Annotated in this window: 20 protein-coding genes and 1 tRNA gene; 10 read left to right on the top strand and 11 right to left on the bottom strand. The window is 59.1% G+C overall.

Going from position 1 to position 21840, the window contains the following annotated elements; translation table 11 throughout:
* Window positions 1–53: 53 nt before the first annotated feature.
* From AC0L7P_RS16625 to AC0L7P_RS16615, 3 genes are all read left to right on the top strand, one after another.
* Window positions 54–509: an Lrp/AsnC family transcriptional regulator gene (locus AC0L7P_RS16625; RefSeq protein ID WP_473433723.1), complete on the top strand. Its 456-nt coding sequence runs from the start codon at window positions 54–56 to the stop codon at window positions 507–509.
* On the top strand, window positions 506–961 hold the full coding sequence (locus tag AC0L7P_RS16620; protein WP_473433722.1) for an Lrp/AsnC family transcriptional regulator: 456 nt from the start codon (window positions 506–508) through the stop codon (window positions 959–961). Before AC0L7P_RS16625 ends, AC0L7P_RS16620 begins: the two co-directional genes overlap by 4 nt.
* A 72-nt stretch (window positions 962–1033) precedes the next feature.
* A complete protein-coding gene (locus AC0L7P_RS16615) occupies window positions 1034–2161 on the top strand; it encodes an aminotransferase class V-fold PLP-dependent enzyme (protein ID WP_473433721.1) in 1128 nt (375 codons plus the stop codon).
* On the opposite strand, the gene AC0L7P_RS16610 is transcribed toward AC0L7P_RS16615, so the two are convergent.
* Both AC0L7P_RS16610 and AC0L7P_RS16605 read right to left on the bottom strand, forming a co-directional pair.
* Window positions 2149–3348, bottom strand: coding sequence for an FAD-dependent monooxygenase (locus AC0L7P_RS16610; protein ID WP_473433720.1), 1200 nt, complete (start codon window positions 3346–3348; stop codon window positions 2149–2151). The two genes, AC0L7P_RS16615 and AC0L7P_RS16610, sit on opposite strands and share 13 nt — an antisense overlap.
* A 38-nt stretch (window positions 3349–3386) precedes the next feature.
* Complete coding sequence (locus AC0L7P_RS16605; protein ID WP_473433719.1) at window positions 3387–4034, bottom strand: pyrimidine 5'-nucleotidase; 648 nt, start codon at window positions 4032–4034, stop codon at window positions 3387–3389.
* Window positions 4035–4116: 82 nt separating this feature from the next.
* Between AC0L7P_RS16605 and AC0L7P_RS16600 the strand changes: the two genes are divergently transcribed.
* Window positions 4117–4767, top strand: coding sequence for a GntR family transcriptional regulator (locus tag AC0L7P_RS16600; protein ID WP_473433718.1), 651 nt, complete (start codon window positions 4117–4119; stop codon window positions 4765–4767).
* Here AC0L7P_RS16600 and AC0L7P_RS16595 read toward each other — a convergent pair.
* Together AC0L7P_RS16595 and carA are read right to left on the bottom strand one after the other, a co-directional pair.
* Window positions 4748–6601, bottom strand: a complete 1854-nt coding sequence (locus AC0L7P_RS16595; RefSeq protein WP_473433717.1) for a glycosyltransferase — start codon at window positions 6599–6601, stop codon at window positions 4748–4750. The two genes, AC0L7P_RS16600 and AC0L7P_RS16595, sit on opposite strands and share 20 nt — an antisense overlap.
* 111 nt (window positions 6602–6712) lie before the next feature.
* Window positions 6713–7864, bottom strand: coding sequence for a glutamine-hydrolyzing carbamoyl-phosphate synthase small subunit (gene carA / locus AC0L7P_RS16590; protein ID WP_473433716.1), 1152 nt, complete (start codon window positions 7862–7864; stop codon window positions 6713–6715).
* A 198-nt stretch (window positions 7865–8062) separates the two neighbouring features.
* On the opposite strand from carA, the gene AC0L7P_RS16585 reads away from it, so the two are divergent.
* Entirely contained in the window at window positions 8063–8533 is a 471-nt protein-coding gene (locus AC0L7P_RS16585) for a GatB/YqeY domain-containing protein (protein ID WP_473435491.1), read from the top strand.
* Between the two features lie 7 nt (window positions 8534–8540).
* On the opposite strand, the gene AC0L7P_RS16580 is transcribed toward AC0L7P_RS16585, so the two are convergent.
* From AC0L7P_RS16580 to lipB, 3 genes are all read right to left on the bottom strand, one after another.
* Window positions 8541–9074, bottom strand: coding sequence for a DUF2244 domain-containing protein (locus AC0L7P_RS16580; RefSeq protein ID WP_473433715.1), 534 nt, complete (start codon window positions 9072–9074; stop codon window positions 8541–8543).
* 32 nt (window positions 9075–9106) lie between these two features.
* Entirely contained in the window at window positions 9107–10780 is a 1674-nt protein-coding gene (gene ctaD / locus AC0L7P_RS16575) for a cytochrome c oxidase subunit I (protein ID WP_473433714.1), read from the bottom strand.
* Window positions 10781–11104: 324 nt separating this feature from the next.
* Window positions 11105–11833 carry a lipoyl(octanoyl) transferase LipB gene (lipB, locus tag AC0L7P_RS16570; protein ID WP_473435490.1) on the bottom strand — a complete coding sequence of 243 codons (729 nt, stop codon included), beginning with the start codon at window positions 11831–11833 and terminating at the stop codon, window positions 11105–11107.
* A 75-nt stretch (window positions 11834–11908) separates the two neighbouring features.
* Here lipB and AC0L7P_RS16565 point away from each other — a divergent pair, with 75 nt between their 5' ends.
* From AC0L7P_RS16565 to AC0L7P_RS16555, 3 genes are all read left to right on the top strand, one after another.
* On the top strand, window positions 11909–13231 hold the full coding sequence (locus tag AC0L7P_RS16565) for a peptidoglycan-binding domain-containing protein (RefSeq protein WP_473433713.1): 1323 nt from the start codon (window positions 11909–11911) through the stop codon (window positions 13229–13231).
* Window positions 13232–13304: 73 nt separating this feature from the next.
* A tRNA-Leu gene (locus tag AC0L7P_RS16560) sits at window positions 13305–13390 on the top strand.
* A 78-nt stretch (window positions 13391–13468) separates the two neighbouring features.
* Window positions 13469–15064, top strand: coding sequence for a DUF6538 domain-containing protein (locus tag AC0L7P_RS16555; RefSeq protein WP_473433712.1), 1596 nt, complete (start codon window positions 13469–13471; stop codon window positions 15062–15064).
* Between the two features lie 123 nt (window positions 15065–15187).
* On the opposite strand, the gene AC0L7P_RS16550 is transcribed toward AC0L7P_RS16555, so the two are convergent.
* The 4 genes from AC0L7P_RS16550 to AC0L7P_RS16535 all read right to left on the bottom strand — a co-directional run bounded on the left by AC0L7P_RS16550 (window position 15188) and on the right by AC0L7P_RS16535 (window position 18122).
* The gene (locus AC0L7P_RS16550) at window positions 15188–15388 is read right to left on the bottom strand and encodes a hypothetical protein (RefSeq protein WP_473433711.1); all 201 of its coding nucleotides are present in this window, start codon (window positions 15386–15388) and stop codon (window positions 15188–15190) included.
* 982 nt (window positions 15389–16370) lie between these two features.
* Window positions 16371–17015 (bottom strand): hypothetical protein, encoded by a 645-nt coding sequence (locus AC0L7P_RS16545; RefSeq protein ID WP_473433710.1) that lies wholly within the window; start codon window positions 17013–17015, stop codon window positions 16371–16373.
* Between the two features lie 349 nt (window positions 17016–17364).
* Entirely contained in the window at window positions 17365–17559 is a 195-nt protein-coding gene (locus AC0L7P_RS16540) for a recombinase family protein (protein WP_473435489.1), read from the bottom strand.
* A complete protein-coding gene (locus tag AC0L7P_RS16535) occupies window positions 17559–18122 on the bottom strand; it encodes a recombinase family protein (protein WP_473435488.1) in 564 nt (187 codons plus the stop codon). The genes AC0L7P_RS16540 and AC0L7P_RS16535 overlap by 1 nt, the downstream gene beginning before the upstream one ends.
* A gap of 520 nt (window positions 18123–18642) precedes the next feature.
* On the opposite strand from AC0L7P_RS16535, the gene AC0L7P_RS16530 reads away from it, so the two are divergent.
* Entirely contained in the window at window positions 18643–19698 is a 1056-nt protein-coding gene (locus AC0L7P_RS16530) for a DNA cytosine methyltransferase (protein WP_473433709.1), read from the top strand.
* A 151-nt stretch (window positions 19699–19849) separates the two neighbouring features.
* Window positions 19850–21214 (top strand): hypothetical protein, encoded by a 1365-nt coding sequence (locus AC0L7P_RS16525; RefSeq protein WP_473433708.1) that lies wholly within the window; start codon window positions 19850–19852, stop codon window positions 21212–21214.
* Window positions 21215–21840: the final 626 nt, after the last annotated feature.

Genomic DNA, 21840 nt, shown 5'->3' with positions numbered 1-21840 from the left:
TTCCTCTGATAGTGATAAATTCATTCGCACGGGTAAGGTGGATTGGCAAATTCATGCTTGACGATATCGACCGCCGCCTTTTGCGGCATTTGATGGCCGATCCCTCCATCGCGACGTCGGCCCTTGCGGTGCGCGCGCAGGTCAGTGGCGCCGTTGCCACCCGCCGCCTGGAGAGATTGCGCAGCATAGGTGCCCTGAAAGGCACCCATGGGGTGATTGATTGGCGGGCGTTGGGGTGGGCGGTTGAGGTTTCGCTGCGCTTTACGCTGGATAAAACCGTTCCCATGGCGTTTGACGATTTCCTTGCAGCCGCGCGAATGGTCCCGGAAGTTATTGAAATTCAGACGTTTCTGGGGCGTGTCGATGTTCGTCTGTCGATTGTGGCGCGGGATATGCCCCATTATCAACAAATATATCGCAGCAAAATCCTCGGGCTGCCACATATCGCCGATATCGAATCCCTGATGGAGGTGGCGCGGATCAAAACCGCCGGCCAGTTGCCCATATGACCCCTGACAGCACAGATTGGGCGCTGTTGCGACTGTTGGAGCAGGACGCGACCCAACCGGCCAGCGCCCTCGGCCGCGCTTTGGGGCTCAGCCAGCCTGCAACATGGCGGCGCATTCAACGGCTGGAACAGGCGGGTATTCTGACCGGGCGCAGGCTTGATCTCGATCTGGAAAAGCTGGGGTTCGGGGTTTCTGTCTTTTTGGGGGTAAAGCTGGCCACCAAGGGCCGGGTCAGTCTGGATGATTTCGAACGCGCGGTCATCGCCATTCCCGAGGTGCAAAGCGTGAGTCTGGTTCTGGGCCTTTATGATTACCGCCTGCGGGTTGTCGCCCGCGATCTGGCCGATTTCGAACGGGTGCTGCGCCGCCGGATCATGACACTGCCCGGGGTGGGAGATGTCGAGGCGAATGTGCTGCTCAGCGAAGAGCGGCTGCCGGGGCCGCTGGGATAGGAGGCGATGAAAATTGCCTTTGCCACCGGGCCGCGCGCCCGTTACCCCATAGGACAGATAAGGAGAAATGCCATGACTGCCCTTTTGCCCGATGTCGATCCCGATGGCCTGATGGAGTTTTCCGTCGTCTTCACCGATCGCTCGCTCAACCACATGAGCGGCGCGTTCCAGACGGTGATGCGCGACATTTCCGGCCTGCTGAAAGAGGTCTATAATGCTGATGCCGTGGCGCTGATCCCCGGTGGCGGCACCTATGCGATGGAGGCCGTGGCCCGGCAACTGGCCGTCGATGCCCGCGTGATGGTGATTCGAAACGGTTGGTTTTCCTATCGCTGGAGCCAGATTTTCGAGGCGGGCGTGCCCGTGGCCGATGAAACGGTGATGATGGCGCGCCGCACGGGCAATGCGCCCGATGCCCCATTCGCCCCGGCCCCGATCGATGAGGTGGTCGCGAAAATTGCCGAAGAACGCCCCGAGGTTGTCTTTGCGCCACACGTTGAAACCAGTTCGGGGATGATCCTGCCTGATGATTACCTCAAACAGGTGGCCGATGCGGTTCATGCCGTGGGCGGGTTGTTCGTTCTGGATTGCATCGCGTCGGGCTGTGCCTGGGTTGATATGACGGCGACCGGCGTTGATGTGCTGATTTCGGCGCCGCAAAAGGGCTGGTCGGCGTCGCCTTCGGCGGGCTGCGTCATGCTGAGCGCCGCCGCGCTGGAAAAGGTGAAGGTGCGCAAATCCACATCTTTTGCGGTGGACCTGGGAAAATGGCTGTCCATCATGGAGGCCTATGAAAATGGCGGTCACGCCTATCACGCCACCATGCCCACCGACGCATTGAAAGGGTTCCGCGACGCCATGCAGGAAACCCGCGATCTGGGGTTTGCCAAACTGGCCGAGGCGCAATGGGAACAGGGCCGCGCCGTGCGGGCGGCTTTGGCGCAGCGCGGGCTGAAATCGGTTGCCGCCGATGGGTTCGGCGCGCCCGGTGTCGTGGTTGCCTATACCGACCGCGACGATGTGCAGACCGGCAAGGCATTTGCCGCGCTGGGCATGCAGATCGCCGCCGGTGTGCCGCTGCAGGTGGGCGAGGGGGCTGATTTCAAAACATTCCGTATCGGGTTGTTCGGGCTGGACAAATTGCGCGACGTTCCGGCCAGTGTGGCGCGGTTGGAACAGGCCTTGGATCAGGTATTCTGAACCCGGCCCATCCCGGCGCGCATCACCCCGCGCCGGAGTGGGGCCAGATCATGCACCCCGCGCAGCCCGCTCAGGCGCAGGGCCTGAATCGCCGTGCTGTCGGATTGGCAGATCCGGTTGAACAGGTCGATCACCGCCGCGCGATTGCCCAGATCCCGGGCGCGCGCGGCCTCATACCGGGCCAGGCCCTCGGGCGCGCCGGGATCGTCGGATATTGCCTCTAGCAGCGCGATCACATCCTGCAACGAAGTGTTCAACCCCTGCGCCCCGATTGGCGGCAACACATGGGCGGCCTCGGCGACCAATGCCGTGCGCTTGGCCGTGATCCTGTCGGCGGTGCGGGTGATCACGGGCCACAGACGCCGCGCGCTGATCGGGCGCATGTCGCCCAACAGACCGCAGGCGCGCAGGGTCATTTCGGCCCCAAACGCCGCGTCATCCATCGCCAAAAGCGCCTTGGCGCGCGGCCCGTCGTTCATCCAGACGATGGCCGAAGTGGGGGCGCCCGCATGGTCGGGCAGGGGGACGGTGGTGAACGCGCCGCCCGAGTTGTAAATTTCGGTTGAAATCTCGTCATGGGGCAGATCGTGACGGGCCACCAGCGCCAGCGCCTTTTGCCCATAGCGCCGTACCCTGGCGCCAATGTCCGCCGCCCGCGCCACGGGCGAATCACGACCATCGGCGCCCACCACCAGTTGCGCATTGATCCGGCTGCCATCGCTGAGCGTGACGCGCACCCCGGCATCCCGACGCAGCATCCCGGAAAACCCGACGCCAAGGCGCAGATCGACCCCCGGCATCTGGCCCAGATGATGGGTTAGCACCGCACGACAACGCCAGTTGGGCAGGTTCCAGCCAAAATGTTCCGCGTCCACGTCCCGCGGCTCGAACTGTCGCCGCGCCCGTTCAACCGGCGGCCAACCGGTGGTGTCGATCACCTGCAAGGCGCGCAGGGGTGTGGCGTAATCGGCCAGCGGCGCCCAAAGATTCAGGCGCGCAAACAGGGCGCGCGCCGGTTGCAGGAACGCGGTCGAGCGTAAATCGGACCCTTCGCTTTGCGCATTTTCCGAAGGGGCGACCGGATCGACGATCATCACCCGCAGCCCTTTGGCGGCCAACCCGGCCGCGGCCACCAGCCCGGCAATCCCGGCGCCTGAAATCAAAACATCTGTATCGGTGTTGGTCATGGCATCATACCTGCGGGTTTGCCCGGGCTTGGCAAGGGTCAGGCACCGAGGTGCGACAGAAAGTCAGCCAGATCGACAGCATGAAACTGCACATGCGCGCCCGGGTCGCGGATGGGCGCCACATGCACTGTGCGCAGGCCCATGGCGTGGGGCACCAAAAGATTGCGGGCGTCATCCTCAAACATCGCTGCTGACGGCCCGTGCAACCCGTCGGCGGTGAACACTGTTTCAAAGGCCGCGTGTTCGGGTTTGGGCAGGAAATTTGCATGTTCCACCCCATAGATCGCATCAAACAGCCCGGTCAGCCCCCGCGCCGCCAGCACCCGTTCCGCATAGGGCGCGCTGCCGTTGGTATAAACGATCCGTCGGCCGGGCAGGGCGCGGATATGAGAGGCCAGCACCGGGTCGGGGGCCAGAGAATCCATGGAAATATCATGGACATCAACAAGATAGGGCGCAGGATCGACGCCGTGTTCGCGCATCAGCCCGGCCAGCGTGGTGCCATAGCGGCGCCAATAGTCGCGGCGCAGGCGATCCGCCTCGTCGCGGGTGACGTTGAGGGTCTGCATCACCCAGGCGATCATCCGCACTTCGATCAGCGCGAAAAGGCGCGCTTCGGGCGGATAAAGCGTATTGTCGAGGTCGAACACCCAGGTGTCGACATGGGAAAAGGCATCACGGTGCATGGGCCTGCCTACTCCGGCGCGGGGAGGGTTTGCAATGGGGCAGCGCGCCGCTAGGGTCGGGCCGAAAATGGATGGGGGGCAAATGGCAGAACACCGCAGCGGACAAGGGGATGCCTATCGGTTGATTCTCGAGGCAATCGACATCGGGACGTTCCGCCCCGGAGATCGTCTGGTCGAAAGCGAGCTGGCCGAGCGGTTTGGCGTGTCGCGCACCCCAATTCGCGAGGCTTTGCAACGGCTTGAGACGCAATCCATGCTGACGCGCGATGGCCGGTCGCTGATCGTGGCGTCGCTGGATCACAACCAGCTGGCCGAACTTTATGTGGTGCGCAGTGAACTGGAAGGGTTGGCCGCCCGTTTGGCGGCGCGCCATGCCACCGAAGAAGAGGTGCGCGTGTTGCGTGCCATGGTCGAGGATGATCGCGCCCTTTTGGGCGATCCGTCGGCGCTGGCCCGCGCGAACCGGCGTTTTCATAAACAAATACATCTGGCGTCGCATAATCGGTATCTGGTGCAACAGTTGGATCTGGTGCACCGTTTCATGGCTTTGCTGGCCACCACATCCCTGGCGGTCGAGGGGCGGGGCGAACGGGCCTTGGCCGAGCATGGTTCGATCGTTGCAGCGATCGAGGCTCGAGACGGCGATGCGGCCCACTTGGCATTGAAGACGCATATCTCGAATGCATTCGAAACGCGGCTGAAGGTTGTCGCTGTTACGTCTGAGTTGGGTTAACGGCCTGTCCGGGGTCGGACAGGTGGCCATGGCTGGTCTTGTCCCAAAAGAAAGGCCGGGTGACAAGTTCAAGCGCGGCCTTCAAAGCCGCCGCGGTGGCCAGCGCATGATAAAGTGAAAGCGTCGGCGCCCAAAGCGCCAGCCCCCGGTCCCCCCGTGCCAGTGCCCCGAGAACCCATACCCCCCAGTGAACCAGGGCCGCCCCGCCCATGACACAAGACAGCACAGTGCCCCCGACAGCTTGCACCGCATCGGACCAGGGATGGGGCAGACCAAAGACCATAAGGCCAAACGCCCAGAGAAACGGCGCCGTCAATACCCCTAGAAGGTTGCCCAGAAACAGGATTTGCACGCCCCAGAACCGTCGCGCCCCCAGATCCCGCCAGAGCGCAACCGGATCGCGCATATGAACAAAATAGGTCATCGCATACCCCTTGAGCCAGCGCGAGCGTTGCCGCACCCAAGACCAGGGGCGACAGTTTGCTTCTTCCAACGTATCACTGTCGAGCAGATCGGTACGATAGCCACGCCGCGCCAATCGCAGGCCCAGATCGGCGTCTTCGGTGACGTTGTGCGCATCCCACCCGCCCAGTGCAACCAGCGCCGATTTGCGAAAGAATAACGTTGTGCCCCCAAGGGGAAGAACCAGCCCCAGCCGTGCCAGACCGGGGAGCATGACCCGGAACCAGGTTGCATATTCGATGGTAAAACAGCGCGCCATCCAGTTGGCGCGGGGGTTGTAGTAATCCAACCGCCCCTGGAGGCAGGCCACCTGCGGTGCGGCCCGCTGGAACTGGCGCACAACCGCGCGGATTTGGCCGGGATCAGGCGCATCTTCGGCGTCGTACACCCCGACGATCTGACCCCGGCAGAAATCCAGTGCATAGTTCAGCGCGCGGGGCTTTGTCTGCACCTGGCCCCTGGGCACGATGAGACATCCCATGTTGGCAGGCAGATCACATGTAGCGAGAGTGGCGCGGGTGACGGCATCGTCCTCTTCCACGACCAGCAGGATTTCCAGTTGTTCTGTCGGATAATCCAGCCGTGCGAGGCGCTGAATCAGCCGTTCAGCAATGTGTTTTTCGCGAAACAGGGGCACCAGAACAGAAACCGGAACGATCCGCGGCACATCCGGCCCGGCGTCGTTGGGTGGGGCACTGCGAGCGCGCAGCCACTGAACGGCCATGGTGGCCGCAAAGACGGTATTCACGACCAGAATCAGCAGCGCCAACCTCGTCATGACAGAGAAAAGGGCGCTCCCGGCAAAAAGAGCAGCAACAATCAGCGCGCTGCATACCGCAAGCCCCCACCCCACGAAGGCGCGCCCGGTAAATGCGCGGCAACTGTCGTCGGCGGCGACCCGGTGTTCGGCGTCATGGGCCATGGAACGCTGGCGCATCCGGCCAAGGGCGCAATGCAGGTCGGCCTTTGTGGCCAAAACCATCGCAACACTGCCCAGGGTCTGTTCCAGCAGTGGGCGAATCAGATGAAATCGATCCGGTTCGCAGGTGGCAACCAGGGTAAGTGCGCCGGCCCGTCGCAACGGCAGGACATTGTGGGCGGCACAGCGCGGCGCACCGAACCGGTCAATCAGCGCGGGGTCAGGCGGATAGTCGGCCGGATCAACCCGCAACGTGCCGAATTGTTCGGCAAGCACATCGAACAGCGCCGCGTCGGCAATGGCCCCCTGCGTTGTGAGAATCTGCCCCAAGGGGGCCGATGATACTGCCTGATGGGCCAGCGCCAGGTGCAAATCCGACGGCCCGATCCGCCCACCGCCGAGCAACAGCGCGCCCAACCGCCCACCGCGCAGGGGCGCCCCTAGTGAAGGCACGGTTGTGGCCGTATTGACAGCGCGAAGCGGTTGAAACCCCATGGCCCGATCCAGAACAAGAAATGACCATCCTGTTCTGGGGCAAAGAGGTTAACCCGCCATTAATGCAGATCAGGCAGCGGTATCCATGGCGCGGGCAAAGCGTTCGAACAGGTAATAGCTGTCTTGCGGTCCGGGGCTGGCCTCGGGGTGGTATTGCACGGACCAGACCGGACGATCAGCCATGCGGATGCCGCAGTTGCTGCCATCAAACAGCGATACATGGGTTTCTTTCACCCCGGCGGGCAGGGTCTGACCATCCACGGTAAACCCATGATTCATCGACGTGATTTCGACCTTGCCGGTTTCCATGTCCTTGACCGGATGGTTGGCGCCATGGTGGCCGTGGTTCATTTTTACCGTCCGCGCGCCCAGGGCGAGGGCCAGCATCTGATGCCCGAGGCAGATCCCGAAGACGGGGATCCGTGATGTTTCCAGCACCTTCTGAATCATCGGCACGGCATATTTTCCCGTCGCCGCCGGATCGCCCGGACCATTGGACAGGAACAATCCGGCGGGGTTTTGCGCCAGCACATCTTCGGCGGTGGCCGAGGCGGGCAGGACCGTGACATCGCACCCCGAACTGGCCAGACAGCGCAGAATGTTGCGCTTGGCGCCATAATCGATCGCCACCACCTTGTGGCCCGGCGTTGTGCGTTTCTGATAGCCGTGCGGCCAGGCCCAGCGCATTTCATCCCAGCGATAGGATTGCGCGCAGGTTACTTCGCGCGCCAGATCGACACCTTCAAGGCCGCCGAACCCACGGGCGGCAGCGACGAGAGCCTCAATATCGAAATTGCCGTCGGGATCATGGGCCAGGGCCACATGGGGCGCGCCCTGTTGGCGAATGGCGCGGGTCAGGCGGCGGGTATCGACGCCACCGATCGCGATGCGACCGCGCCGCGCCAGCCAATCGTTCAGGGTGCCGACACTGCGCCAGTTGCTTGGCTCGGTCGGATCCCACTTTACCACCATCCCTTGCGCCACAGGGTCGGCGGTTTCATCGTCTTCGGGGGTGATGCCGGTGTTGCCGATATGGGGGAATGTGAATGTCACGATCTGGCCCGCATAGGACGGGTCGGTCATGATTTCCTGATACCCGGTCATCGCCGTGTTAAAGCAAAGCTCTGCCACAGTCTGACCGGCGGCCCCGAAACCGTGACCATAGAATAATGTACCATCCGCCAGGGCAAGACAGGCGGTTGGGCGAAGAGAAGTGGGCATGGGGGAACCTCAGGCAAGATGATAGTGCAGCGGGCAAATCTGTCGTAACCTAAGGGGCGGCGCCGGGGGGGTCAAGGGCGCCAGTCAAATGATTAATACTTTGAAAACAATAGGTTGCCAGATGATTGGATGGTTGTCACATTGGCGCGATTGCGGTACTGTCGGCATCTGTGCAATTTGACCTCTGGCAGGTGAATGATGGATCTTCGAACCCGTGTTTCCGATGCGCTGAAAGCCGCAATGAAAAACAAGGAGGCAGACCGTCTTTCGACCCTGCGCCTGATCAATGCGGCCATCAAGGACCGTGACATCGCCTTGCGTGGCGCTGGCCAGAGCGAGGGCGAAGACGCCCGGGTGGGTGACGGCGAGGTGCTTCAGATTCTTGGCAAGATGGTGAAACAGCGCCAGGAAAGCGCGCGCGCCTATGAAGAGGGCGGTCGTCTGGAACTGGCCGAGCAGGAGCGTCAGGAAGTCACCATCATCGAAGATTTTCTGCCCCGGCAATTGTCGGATGCCGAGGTGGACAAGGCGCTTGATGCCGCAATTGCCGAGACCGGCGCCAGCACGATCCGCGATATGGGGCGGGTGATGGGCGCACTCAAGTCGAAATACACCGGCCAGATGGATTTTGGTGCTGTCGGTGGCAAGCTCAAGGCGCGGCTGGGGTAAGGCCGCGTCAAGCCGAAAGACGCGCCAGAATTTGTTTCAGGTCGCGATAGAGCGTTTCGCGTTCTTCCGGCGACAGAAACGCGCCCAATTCCACCTCACGCCCGGCGCCGTTCAGGGTGACATAGCTTTCGACCGGGCCGCCGGTTTCGCGCAGTGACACCCGCACCCAAAACGGATTGGCCGCCCAGCGTTGCAATTGTCCGCCAGGGTTGCTGCGCTGAATTTCGATGCAGTCGGTCCAGATCGTGAGATCCTCGCGGGTCTGAGCGCCGACATAGCTGCGTTCCAGAAAAAACCACAAAAGCCAGATTGCCCCCAGCGTGAACGGCAACAGCCCCCAGAGTGCGGGCGAGCCGAGCAGCGGGATGGTGGGAATCATGATCATCACAAAAGCAAAACCGATCACCCCGACCATGCCCTTGCGTGGAAGAGATCGGTGCGGCCACAGCACCGCACGCCCCAGCGGCGCCCCGGTGTCATGTAAAAAGGCCCCGGTTTCTACCGGGGCCTTTTGTGGGTCGATTTCCCATTTCAGGGGCATGGATCAAGTCCTGTTGTCGTGGCCCTGCCGGGTCAGTGGGCGGGGTGTTTATCCCAGTCCGACTGCTTGGGCAGCGTTTCGAACGTATGTTCGGGCGGCGGGCTGGGCAGGGTCCATTCCAGGGTGTCGGCCCATTCGTTCCATGGGTTGGCACTTGCGGTGCGTGGCACCTTGAACATGACGTAAAAGATCACGCCGATGAAGAACAGGAACGAGGCGAACGACAGGAAGGCGCCCAGGCTGGACACATAGTTCCAGGTGGCAAAGGCGTCAGGATAGTCGATATAGCGCCGCGGCATGCCCTGACGCCCCAGGAAGTGTTGGGGGAAGAATGTCAGGTTGGTGCCGATGAAGAACGCCCAGAAATGGATGCGTCCGGCCCATTCCGGGATCATCTTGCCACTAAATTTGGGAAAGTAGAAATAGATCCCCGCAAAGATGGCAAAGACGGCGCCAAGGCTCATCACATAGTGGAAATGCGCCACGACATAATAGGTGTCATGGTACGCCCGGTCGATGCCGGCCTGGCTGAGCACGATGCCGGTCACGCCACCAAGGGTGAACACAAACAGGAAACCAAAGGCCCAGAGCATGGGCGTCTTGAATTCCACCGATCCGCCCCACATTGTCGCGATCCAGCTAAAGATCTTGATGCCTGTGGGCACCGCGATCACCATGGTCGCCATCATGAAATAGCTTTGCTGGCTTAACGACATGCCCACCGTATACATGTGGTGCGCCCAGACGACAAAACCCAGCGCGCCAATGGCGATCAGGGCCCAGACCATGGGCAGATACCCAAAGATCGGTTTGCGCGAGAACGTGGCGATGACGTGGCTGATGATGCCAAAGCCCGGCAGAATCACGATGTACACCTCGGGGTGTCCGAAGAACCACAGGATGTGCTGATAGAGAATCGGATCACCGCCCCCGGATGGGTCAAAGAAGGTGGTGCCAAAGTTGCGGTCTGTCAGCAGCATGGTGATCGCGCCGGCCAGAACGGGCAGGGACAGCAGAATCAGCCAGGCGGTGACAAAGATCGACCACGAGAACAGCGGCACCTTGAACAGGGTCATCCCCGGCGCGCGCATGTTCAGGAAGGTGGTGATCATGTTGATCGCCCCAAGGATCGAACTGGCGCCCGAAACGTGAACGGCAAAGATCGCAAGGTCGGTCGAGAACCCGCCCTCGGTGGTCGAAAGCGGCGGATAAAGCACCCAGCCGATTCCCGATCCCGGTTGGTCATTGCCACCCGGTGCCAGAAGCGAGGCGATGGCGAGCGACGTTCCAGCAACATAGAGCCAGAATGACAGGTTGTTCATCCGCGGGAACGCCATATCCGGCGCGCCGATCTGCAATGGCATGAGATAGTTGCCAAAACCGCCGAACAGGACGGGAATGACGACGAAGAACATCATCAAAATCCCGTGTCCCGTGATCAGCACGTTCCACAAATGCCCGTTGGGCGTACATTCACCCGCTGCCGCGGCCGTAAACCGCGCCCCTTCAAGGCACATATACTGTACACCGGGGTGCATCAGCTCCATCCGCATATAGACCGTGAAGGTCACCGAGATGAGGCCGACAAAGCCGCCAACGAAGAGGTAAAGGATACCGATGTCTTTATGGTTTGTGGACATGAACCAGCGGGTAAAGAACCCCCGCGTGTCGTGCCCATCGTGACCATGAACGGCTGCGTCCGCCATGTGGTGTCTCCTGGTTCCCGAATTTTTGTTGTCCCGCCCGTTTGCCGGGCAAGGTTGGAAAGGTTCTAATGCCATTCGGGGGGCGGGGGCAATGTCACCAACTGCCGCAGGGACGGAAAATTTCACCTGGCGTGTCTTCCCGGTGCGGAAAAATCGGGATCACGCCGCGCAGAGAATCACAGGAAGGTCAGAGAGGCCGCCGCCATGCCAAGGGCAAGCGAGGCGAGAAAGACCGAAATCGTGTAGGACATGACAGGTTCCTCAACAGGGGGTAACGGGAATGACGCTATCGCGCCCCGCCCATTGCCCCTATGGCGGTATTCCCTACCTGTCGGCCTGGCCGCCGAAGACCTGATCGAAACTGCGCCGCAGGGCCAGATCAACGTCGTCCATGGTGACCGGCAGACCCAGATCGACCAGGCTGGTCACGCCGTGATCGCGGATGCCACAGGGTACGATACCGTCGAAATGCGAAAGGTCCGGTTCGACGTTGATCGACAGCCCGTGGAACGACACCCATTTGCGCAGCCGGATGCCGATCGCGGCCACCTTGTCTTCGCGCATTGTGCCATCCGGGTTCGGCGCCTTATCCGGTCGTTCGACCCAGACACCGACGCGGCCATCGCGCACTTCGCCACGGATGTTGAATTCGGCCAGTGCGGCGATCACCCAGGCCTCCATATCGTGGACGAACCGGCGCACATCGCGCCCCCGTGCCGCCACGTCGAGCATGACATAGGCCACCCGCTGTCCCGGACCATGATAGGTGTATTGCCCGCCGCGCCGGGCCTCATAGACCGGAAACCGGTCGGGCGCGATCAGATCTTCGATGCGGGCGCTGGTGCCTGCGGTATACAGGGGCGGATGTTCCACCAGCCAGATCGTTTCGGGGTGGGTGCCGGCGCGAATCCCCTCGGCGATCTCCTCCATCCGGGTCAGCGCCTGAGGATAGGGCACAAGCCCGGGCGAGGTGATCCAATCGGTCATATTCGGGGTCTGCCGTGCAAGGGGCGGGAATTTCTTACCATATACCGGCCGCGCCCTGCGATAAATCCCTTAGGTTTGGACGCGAATGTGTTAATCTTTTCTTCAATGAACGGTCCTATTTTTATCAGCGGAGCCCTTATTATGATGTACAGATCCCTTTTGACGACCAGTGTAGCTGCCTCACTTGTGCTGTTTCCGGTCAACCGTGCGGCGGCGGATGCGGGTGATTTTATCGCCGGTGCGGTCGTTGGCGCCATCGTCAATCACGCCGCCAGAAACCAGTCGCGCAAAAAGGTCTATCGCTCCACCAAACGCAAAACCTATTCCAGACCGGGTATCCCTTCGACCCAGACCGGGCGCCAGATTCAATCATCGCTGAATTACTTCGGGTTCAATGCCGGGTCTGTCGATGGGCAGCTTGGCCGCCGGTCCCGCGACGCCATTTCGCAATATCAGATCTATCTCGGCTATCCGGCCACCGGGCAGCTTTCGTCGTTTGAACAGGATTTGCTGATCAATTCCTATAACCGGGCGCAGGCTGGCGGATATATGACCCAGCAAAAGGTCGCCGCCAATCCAGATGGTGTGCGCGGGCTGCTCAAGGAATTCCGTACCGAACTGGCCGGGGGTGTGCCCGGTGCGGCGACCGCGCCGCAAACGACAGTGGTGGTGGCCCCTGCGGCCCCGGCAACCACAACGACGACGACAACCACGGTCACCGCCGCGACGACAGATGCCCCGCTTTCGGATGGTGCGTTGCCCAACCTCTTTGGCGGCAAGACGACTCAGGTTTCGCTCGCCTCTCATTGCAATACTGTCAGTCTGCTGACCAATACCAATGGCGGCTTTACCACGGCGGCCACCATGGGGGATCCCAACGTGGCCCTGAATGAACAATTCTGTCTGGCCCGTACCTATGCGATTTCCGAGGGAGAGCAATTGGCCCAATCTCTGGGCGCCACGGCCGCACAGATCAGCGCCAATTGCGATGCTTATGGCACGCGTATGAAACCCTATGTCGCGGCCCTGTCGCTAAAGGATCGCGACGCCGTGGTGCGCGATGTGTCTTCCTTTGTGCTGGGCACGGGCATTCCCACTCAGGATCTGGCCGCGACGGCAAAAGTGTGCCTTTCCGTCGGCTATCGCACGGATGACATGGACGAGGCGATCGGGTCGGCGCTGATTCTGGTCACGCTGGGCGAGGCTGGCTATGGTGAATTGCTCGGCCACCATCTGAGCCAGGGGTTTGGCGCATCCAAACGCAACGATCTGGCCGCGGCCTGGTATGAAACCGGCCTTGAAGGCGCCACCACCCGCGCCGTCTTTGCCCCCGGTCAGCCAGAGCGTCTGGATTTGCTGCGCAAGGCCTCTCATGCATTGCAAGATGGTGATCGGGCGGGGCTTGTGCCGCAAGTGGTGCCGCAAAAGGCGTCGACCCTGCCATCCTTCTCGGTCAGCCAATAGAGTTGGGCAGACCCTGAAAAAGGGGCTTCACAATGGCGGCGGTGTTCATTACACCGCCGCCATGCCAAGACGTGCGGTCGTGGCGGAATGGTAGACGCGCAGCGTTGAGGTCGCTGTGGGGTAACACCCGTGAGAGTTCGAGTCTCTCCGACCGCACCACTATCCTTCATTGATATTGCTAAGCTTTTGTCTTAACAGGCAAATATATCGCCGTCTGTGTTAACAGAAGGTGTCAACATGGCGGTTCTAAAGATGGCCTCACCAAAGCGCGACACGCGAACTGGGATGATTTATCTGAATGTCCGCGTCCCGGCTGACCTTGTGGGGCGCTTGCAAGGGCTTTCCGTACGTTTGCCAGTTGCGGGCGAATATCACGCGGTCAAAGTTGGAACGCAGGCGGTGAAGGTCTCGTTACGGACCCATGACCCCGTTGAGGGCCGTGCAAGGTTCGCCGCTGCACATGCCGCGCTGTTGTCCTTCTGGGAAGCCCAGAGGCGAGACCCAGAGCGCCTTACCCATAAGCAGAGGGTGGCATTGGCAGGGGAGGTTAGGCGGCGCGTGACGGCCCGCTATGACGATGATCCGGTTTCACCTGAGATGTGGCGTGACGTGATCCGGGTGAATGAATACATCAAAGGCGGGGTGGGGTTCTTGCCGTCCAGTCATGGCAGTGATCCAGCCTCACCAGACGACCTTGCAGAGTACCGTTATGGGGCTGCCTTGGATGAACTGTTGGCCGAGCGCCCGATGCGGTTGGACCCGGAGGACAGAGCGCCATTGATTGCCTTGGTCGCTGACGCGATGGCAGAGGCCGCTGAGGTCAACCTCAAGAAAGCAGAGGGCGACTATTCCCCGGATCACGGTGCTGCCCGCTATCCTGCTTTTGAAGTGCCAACGCCCGTGAAGACCATGCTGGCCCCGAAGTGGACCTTTGAGGGTGTCGTGAAGGAACAGGCCAAGCTGCTATCCTTGGGGCTGGATGCTGCGCCCTTACGACCCGCCACGGTGAAGAAGTATCTGCGGGTTGCACAGCTCTTCACGGATCATCGGGGCAGTGCTGACATCGAAACCTTGGCCACTCAAGAAGTGAGCGGGTGGGTCAGGGCGATGCAGGAAGCTGGTGAAGTCAGAAACAGGACAATCAAGGATCGGCTGGCGTCCCTAAAGACCATCATAAACTATGCGATTGAGCAATCTGACGCGCCCATGTTTGGTGGGATGAACCCGGCAAAGGATGTTAAACCGCCGAGAGTTCTGGCGAAAGCGCCCGGACACTTCACCCACACCTTAGACGAAGCGAGGCGGCTTTTGACTGCGGCACGTCTGCAAAGTAGGGCGGAGTTGCGGTGGGTCTGGTGGATTGCTGCTTACAGCGGTGCGAGGGTGGGCGAGATTACTCAGCTAAAGAGGTCCGATTTCAGGACCGTTGAGGGGCGAGTGTTCTATGTGATCGGCGGGGAGGGTGGTCTGGCTGTTAAGAACCGCTCATCCCTGCGGACCCTGCCTGTCCATCCCGATCTCGTTGCAGAGGGATTGCTTAGGTTTGTCGAGGATAGTGCGCCCGGTCGCTTGTTCTCTAAATCGTCAGGCGACTATCTGGGCGAGTTTGCCCGTGATGATCTGGGAATGAGGCGCGAGGGATTTAGGCCCAACCACGGCTGGCGTCACTTATTCGAGGACAAGTGCATGGGGTCAGGCATCAGCGAGAAAGCGCGGTTGTACATCGCTGGTCGCTCGTCCGGTAAGTCGAGTGACGGCTATGGTGGCAGTGATGCGTTGCTTTTGGGCCTTGCCAGTGAGTTGGACAAGTTTCCCGGCTATCTGACCGACTAGGAGCGGCGCTGTGGTGCCACCTGAGGCGCTGGGCAGGGTGTACCCGTCAAGACCTCAAGACGGGACTCAGCGGGCTTCTCTGGGGCTGTGGTGAGGGAACGCTGATACCTGCCCCACCTATGCTTAGATCAGCTTGCCGCGTGGCTTTTTCGGGGCCATACACGTCCCGTCAAAGATGCCGGGTTCTGGTGGTAGTCGCTTGCGCCAATCAAAGACCATGACAAGACCAAAGAGATTGACCCACAGATCGCGGGGTCGGGTGCGGTCGATCCACGCCCACGGTTCGCCCTTGAGGTTCTTTCGGTAGAATATGTCGAAGTGCATGATCTAGGTTTTCCTGCATTGTTTCAAAGTCATTGCAGTAGTGGGCAGACCCTACCCCCTGCTACGAGGGAAGACCATACGACGAACACGGGGCCAACAGGTGGCAGTTGATCCAGACCCTTGAAGGGGCTTTCAGCTTGCATCAGACCACGATTGTCTAGGGGATCGTGATAGCGGATCAATGACGGTCACAACCACTCACCACTCCTTCTCGCCCCTACCTTGAAAGCCACCGACCCGGACCCCTTTCGGAGTGTTCATGTCTTCCGGGTCGGTGATGCCTTTAAGATTGGTTTGGAGGGAGTGGTGGTGGGCGGCTGTACTTAGGACACACCCCTAGACAACCGCGCAAAGTCGGCCCATGCCCCCCCAAACGTAAACTTATATATACTGGTGGAGGGTGGATTGTCTTCGTTCCGTTACTTGCGTGGGCCAGCTCACCCCACGGTGGAGGGGAAGCTTGTGCCGCCGGTCAAGACTTCGCCCGTTGGGGGTTCATCTGCTCGGCCATTCACCCACTCCCAAACACGACACCAGAGCAAGCGTTTACAGAACTGGTTCGCAAGGTATGGCACAGGGGGATATGCGCGGCTGGATCGAAAGCAGAGCCTCTTGTCCGGCCTTGGATTGTAAAAATCGGGCCGGGACATGACAGCCCTCAACTGAACGCTGCCATCGCGGGCCATATCCAGCCAAGTTTTGAGCAACCCCAAGCGTTCCTGCGGCGGTGTGCCATAGTAGGTCTCATTCATCCAAGCGAGTGTCGCCCGTTGCCTACGTTTCTCTGCCCGCACATCTAAATTGTCAGTTGCATTGCGAGGGCCACGGGCAACGTTGCGGGACGCTGCTTTCTGACATGCGGTAGCGCAGTATCGCTGGTTCTTTCGCTTGCGCTGAAACGTGATACCGCAGCGTGGACATTCAGGGTGAATTGAGAGGGCGCAGTTGCCCGCACCCTCTCTGGCAATTTCGGCCATCGCGTTCATTCGCCGCGCCCTTGCTGCTTGAGCTGAGCAACGGCGGTGCGATTGCGCCGGACACGCCTAAGCTCGGTCAATGTATCGGCTCGTGCGGTCCCGACCCTTCCTTCTGCGGTCACTGGATTGCCGACTAACGATACGTTGGCATGGCGCAGGTTGAAGGGATTGCCGTCCACAATTCGCGCTTCCTGATACTTGCCAGCGCCGACAACCACGCGGGCAACGGCAATCTGACTGGCACCTGTGCGCGGGCCACCCTGAGCCAGCTTGGTCAGCACCTGAGGACGTGACCTGTCTTTGCCCTTGTATCCGATGATCCATGCACCATCTGCAAAGCGTTCGGTGACATTCAGGAAGGTCTCAAATTCGGTTTTCACCCCGACAATCTTGCCTGCCCGTCGATCTTTGACAGGGATTTCGATGATCAAGCTACCAGCGTCAAAGGTGAACCGCGCACCGCGTCTTTGTTTGCCGGTGGTCAGGTGAACATGCCTAGCCTGCCCGATTGTTAGGTGGTCAGTGGTGCGGTGGTCGAGGTGGTCGAGATATTGTTCAAGAGTGAAAATGCCGTATACGCGACCAAAACGATCAGCGATAATCTGGTCAGCGTGGGCTTTGGCGAAAGCCATGGTGTTGGAGTGTTTCATGGGAATTGTTCCTGAGATATGAGTACGGCCCTGAGGGGCGTGAGGGGTCCGCCCGTCCAAGCGGAAACTTGGCGGGTGACGGCGAGGGAAAACTGAAAAGGGTTCTCCATTCATGGGCCACCTTCAAAGTCAGCCCGAAGACCCGCCCGGTTCTGGGCAGCCTGAGCGATTGAAGCGCCAGCCGGAAAACCGAAAGGGTTCTCCAAGTAGGGCGACATTCAAAGTATATTGAGGAAAAGCGCAGGTCCGAACGACGAGCGAACGGCTCAAGGGCGCTGCTTGCTCACTATCAGCGGCATCTCAGCAAAACAGATGGCAGACACGACCCCGCACAGCGCAGAACGGGCCTCTAACGCGCCCCCGTGGCGTCCAACCGCTGCAACACGCGCTGGACCTGTGACGCTTGCCACTGCCCGCCCCGTGCCGTTGGTACACCGGACTTATTCAAGGACGGTGCAATCTCTCTCAAGGTCAGACCTTGGGTCCGCAGCGGAACAATCAGACCCACCACCCCCAGATCGGAGACACAGCCCAGAACCAACATCATGCGGCGTCTTTGGTCGCCAATATCCGGTAGACCGATGCCCGCCCGATGCCCAGCTCTTTGGCAATCGCGGTCGCGCCCATGCCAGCGGCGCTCAACCGGACCACCTCGTCACTCTTGGCCCGTGCCGTGGGCTTGCGCCCCTTGTATTTCCCGTCAGCCTTGGCCTTCGCGATGCCTTCCCGCTGGCGCTCCAACATGATGGACCGCTCAAACTGTGCGATGCCGCCCATGATCGTCAGGATCAACTCCCCCGCCGCTGTCCCGGTGTTGAGGTCAGGATCAAGGATGCGCAGGTGGCCACCCTTCGCCTTGATCTCGTCAAGGATCGTCAGGAGGTGCTGTGTCGAGCGGGCTAGGCGGTCCATTCGGGTGACGACCAAGGTATCACCGGCCCGCATGAAGGCCAGCGCCTCGGCCAGCTTGTGGCGTTCTTTCACATCGACTGACGATACTTGCTCTATGAACAACCGCTCACAGCCCAGCTTTTCAAGGTCACGGCGCTGGGCGTCCAGTCCGGCCTTCTGGTCCAGTGTCGAAGTGCGGGCGTATCCGATGGTCATGGGGGTGTGGTGTGTCATGGCGTCTATTTCCGTCCCAATAGGTTCTAAGACTTGATAGCTGGATCGCCCCAAAACATCAACACCAATTCTATTGAGACAAAAAGTAAGGGGAGATGAGACGTACCATACGACCAAGCCCTATTGAGAAACACCACTCACCCCCGCCCCCTCCATTCGATCCATCCCCGCCTTTGCCTGTGGTTGGATGAATGACCCGCCCCGCGCTCAACTGCCCTGCGCCTTGGTCTGTCGTGACCCGTGTACGGCGTAGGGGGAAATCGCAGACCGCGACATAGTGATAAGGGGTTTCAGAAATCTGACCCCAAAATATCTCGCTTTGCAATCGAACTTAACCGTTCAGTCTCCAACCCAAAAACCACATGTTGATCGCGTTAGGGAGTTGAATACAAGATAGGTCTCGACTGTACACGATTGCCGATTTATTCAATATAAACCAAAAACACTGAGAATTATCAGAAGTCGCGAGATCTGAGACGCGACCAGTTGAGCGGAGCATGGCATGAACAAGGCAGTTAGTCTGAGAGAAGTTGAGAACGAGTATCTGCACCTTCTTGGGCAACAGAAGCTGCCTACCAAGAAACTTGGCCTCAACTACGCGTCCGTTTTTTGTGGCGGTGGTGGCTTGGACCTTGGCTTCTCTCTTGCTGGTTTTTCCCCGTCCTTCTCTAGCGATGTTGTTCCGTACTACTGCGACACGCTGGCGGCCAACCTTGGCGGCGGGAAGCATGTTGTTGAGCCACATGACATCTCAAGCCTCACTGGTTCGCACGTTACTGACGTTACAGGTTGCGATATGGACATTGTTATCGGCGGGCCACCTTGCCAGTCATTTAGCATCCTTGGCTCTCGCGGCTCTACCGAAGACCCACGAGGTCAACTCGTTTTTGACTATGCCCGCTTTATTCGAGAATTGGCACCACGCGCCTTCCTGTTTGAGAATGTTCCAGGGATTATGACTCTGAACAAGGGTGCAGATTGGGCGCAACTCGTTGACTGCTTCAAGGTAGAGACTGGATTTCACCTAAAAATTGGGAAGTTGAACGCGGTTGATTTTGGCGTTCCTCAGTTTCGGCAGAGGGTCTTGCTGATAGGCTTCAAAGACTTGGAGTCTGCCAACGCTTTCAACTGGCCTGTTCCGACCCACGGTAAAGACGCGCTTGAGGGGATCGAGCCTTACCGAACCGCTTCTCAAGCTCTGCAAAATGTTGAAGGAGTGCCTAACCATATCCTCCGCAAGCACTGTAAGCGGGTCAGGGATCGGTACAGCCTAGTTGATCAAGGCGGTCGGGATCGCAAGGACCATACAGACCGTATCCATGCTGGGCGACCATCTGGGACAGTTCTTGTTGGATCGGGCGCAGGTGGTGGACGCCCCTTCATCCACCCTACTGAACATCGGCACATTACTGTTCGAGAAGCCGCAAGGTTGCAGTCTTTCCCAGACTGGTGGGTCTTTTGCGGAGGGCCGACAGCCGCGTATCGGCAGGTCGGCAACGCGGTTCCGCCACTGATGGCAAAAGCTGTCGCTAAGGAGATCGCAAAGGTTCTTTCTTAACATGATAGTTAGGCCACTTCCGCATCCCGGATATGCTTGGAGCCTGTCGCAACATGCCGCTGGCTTTGACGAAGAAACGATTCGTGGCATGTTGGTATGCGCCTTCCCTTTTCAGGGGCAATCAAGAGTTGGACCTAGGATAACCGACCTGATGGTGAGGGCCGATTTGCTGACCTCGAACCAAAGGAATGGAAAAGCAGATGCTTGGCGCGATTACCAACAAATCCTCTCTGAATTGGGCCTTATCGTTTCCACCAAGCTAAGTGGCGAATTGCGGCTGACAGAGGTATCAAAGGCCTTCATTGCGGGCGAATTGCCGTTCGGCCAAATGATGGCGATGCAAGTCCTGCGATACCAATATCCTAACGGACAAAAACATGATCGCTCACCTGCATTAAAGGCAATATTAGAGGCCAATGGGCAAGCTGTACCAGACAGCCTGATTGAGCTACATTCTAACTCTGGCGTCTTGGTAAAGCCCGGTCTCTTAATTCTTCAAACTCTGCTGGGACTGATGGAGTCAGGAGACGACCCGAGCATTTCCGCTGATGAATGTCGTGCAATTCTCGTACCATGCAAGACTAATGCAGATTGGCAGATAGCGGTCGTAGATATTCAATCTGTCCGTAAAAGCAACTCTGACATCACTACACTTCACCATGATGGCAGGTTGCGGCGAAACATCCAAGACTGGTTCAAGCTCGTAGCAGTAACAGGACTTTTTGAGACGGATGGCAGCTCATTTGTCAGATTGACAAAGTACGCAAAAACGATTGCTCCCTCGTTACGAGAGCTATGTATTGACCAGTCCGAGCCGCAGAGTTTCTGGTTTCCCAAAGGCCATGATGCGGCAAGCCGACTGACTTGGTTTTCCCATTTCGGCAGTTATGATGTATCTTTTGAGGCATTGGCCCTCCCACTTGGCACTGTAACCAGCCCGGCGGAACTTGATGAGAGTGACGACGATGAGCGCCCACTCTTTACTGGTCCAATCAGGCTGGCAATTTTCGACAAAGACAAACTTTTCAAGAATGATGCCCCAAACCTTTCACAAAACATGGACGAGTTGGCGGCAAGGGTGAAAGCTGGGGCTATCAAGAGGCATGCAAAGACGGTTTTGCACGACGAATTAGTGCTACATTACGCTGAACGGTTTCTGGCTCAAGGGGCTGAGGTCAAAGTCGATCCAAATTCAGTAGACCTATTCGTGTCATGGTCGCCGCAAGAGACAGCAATTTTTGAGGTAAAGACAGTCTCTCAGCGTTCTCTGCCGCAACGCATGAGATCAGCGGTCGGACAAGTAAAGGAATATGCTTTTCGTTTGGAGCTAGAAACTGGGAGTGAGCCTGAACAGGCAATAATCGTTGATCGTCCAATCAATCCGCTGGGTTGGCAAAGAGCTTTCCTGAACGACTATATGGATATTGGCTTAATTTGCTTTGTCAATCCGAATGAGACGATATTTTCCCCTGAGAATTCTGCTACATCAGGTCACTGGCATGAACACAGGCGTTAATATCAAACAAGCACTGATTGCGACCAGAAGACCGTGAACACCTGTGCGGACAAAGCTAGGACGCATCCTTGACGTACAGTAACGCCGTGTGTTAACATCGCTGGAAATAAACGGCGGTAACGCATTGTTATTGAACGATTTGGTCTGCGCTGGGCAAGAGTTCGAGTCTCTCCGACCGCACCACTATCCTTCATTGATATTGCTGGGTTTTGTCTTGACCGGCAAATATGGCGGATTTGACGCCGGCGTTCGCGCACCAAAGGCCCGTGTCAGGGAATGCCGTAAATGAACACCGCGCCCCTGATGCCCTTGGAGTTTAACATACACGGCTTGCTGACCGGACCAAGTTCCCGCCCCTGAGGAACGAGACGAAGGTTCGGCAACCGAAACGTGGCTCACCCCACCAGTTTCGGACATCGGCGGTCTCAGTCGGCTCGCTGAAAAATATGGTAGGCCCGGCAGGCAGAGCACAAAATCACGAAAGCAACAAGTTAGCCTGACGAACCGCAAAAACGCGGCCTTTGATTTCATTGCGATAATTCGGCAAGTGACGAACCTTTTATCGCAATCGTTCGGTAGCTCAAAGCCATGAGCGGCATGGCGTTGATCTGGGCCGCGAATGTCAA

The organism is Oceaniglobus sp. K40-3 (assembly GCF_055808395.1).
This window is presented reverse-complemented; position numbering and strand designations above follow the sequence as displayed.

Bases quoted from the DNA above. Each gene is read 5' to 3' on its own strand.
- AC0L7P_RS16625 (WP_473433723.1), top strand. From the start codon at position 54: ATGCTTGACGATATCGACCGCCGCCTTTTGCGGCATTTGATGGCCGAT.
- AC0L7P_RS16620 (WP_473433722.1), top strand. From the start codon at position 506: ATGACCCCTGACAGCACAGATTGGGCGCTGTTGCGACTGTTGGAGCAG.
- AC0L7P_RS16615 (WP_473433721.1), top strand. From the start codon at position 1,034: ATGACTGCCCTTTTGCCCGATGTCGATCCCGATGGCCTGATGGAGTTT.
- AC0L7P_RS16610 (WP_473433720.1), bottom strand. From the start codon at position 3,348: ATGACCAACACCGATACAGATGTTTTGATTTCAGGCGCCGGGATTGCC.
- AC0L7P_RS16605 (WP_473433719.1), bottom strand. From the start codon at position 4,034: ATGCACCGTGATGCCTTTTCCCATGTCGACACCTGGGTGTTCGACCTC.
- AC0L7P_RS16600 (WP_473433718.1), top strand. From the start codon at position 4,117: ATGGCAGAACACCGCAGCGGACAAGGGGATGCCTATCGGTTGATTCTC.
- carA (WP_473433716.1), bottom strand. From the start codon at position 7,864: ATGCCCACTTCTCTTCGCCCAACCGCCTGTCTTGCCCTGGCGGATGGT.
- AC0L7P_RS16585 (WP_473435491.1), top strand. From the start codon at position 8,063: ATGGATCTTCGAACCCGTGTTTCCGATGCGCTGAAAGCCGCAATGAAA.
- AC0L7P_RS16580 (WP_473433715.1), bottom strand. From the start codon at position 9,074: ATGCCCCTGAAATGGGAAATCGACCCACAAAAGGCCCCGGTAGAAACC.
- ctaD (WP_473433714.1), bottom strand. From the start codon at position 10,780: ATGGCGGACGCAGCCGTTCATGGTCACGATGGGCACGACACGCGGGGG.
- AC0L7P_RS16565 (WP_473433713.1), top strand. From the start codon at position 11,909: ATGATGTACAGATCCCTTTTGACGACCAGTGTAGCTGCCTCACTTGTG.
- AC0L7P_RS16555 (WP_473433712.1), top strand. From the start codon at position 13,469: ATGGCGGTTCTAAAGATGGCCTCACCAAAGCGCGACACGCGAACTGGG.
- AC0L7P_RS16550 (WP_473433711.1), bottom strand. From the start codon at position 15,388: ATGCACTTCGACATATTCTACCGAAAGAACCTCAAGGGCGAACCGTGG.
- AC0L7P_RS16545 (WP_473433710.1), bottom strand. From the start codon at position 17,015: ATGAAACACTCCAACACCATGGCTTTCGCCAAAGCCCACGCTGACCAG.
- AC0L7P_RS16540 (WP_473435489.1), bottom strand. From the start codon at position 17,559: ATGTTGGTTCTGGGCTGTGTCTCCGATCTGGGGGTGGTGGGTCTGATT.
- AC0L7P_RS16535 (WP_473435488.1), bottom strand. From the start codon at position 18,122: ATGACCATCGGATACGCCCGCACTTCGACACTGGACCAGAAGGCCGGA.
- AC0L7P_RS16530 (WP_473433709.1), top strand. From the start codon at position 18,643: ATGAACAAGGCAGTTAGTCTGAGAGAAGTTGAGAACGAGTATCTGCAC.
- AC0L7P_RS16525 (WP_473433708.1), top strand. From the start codon at position 19,850: ATGGTGAGGGCCGATTTGCTGACCTCGAACCAAAGGAATGGAAAAGCA.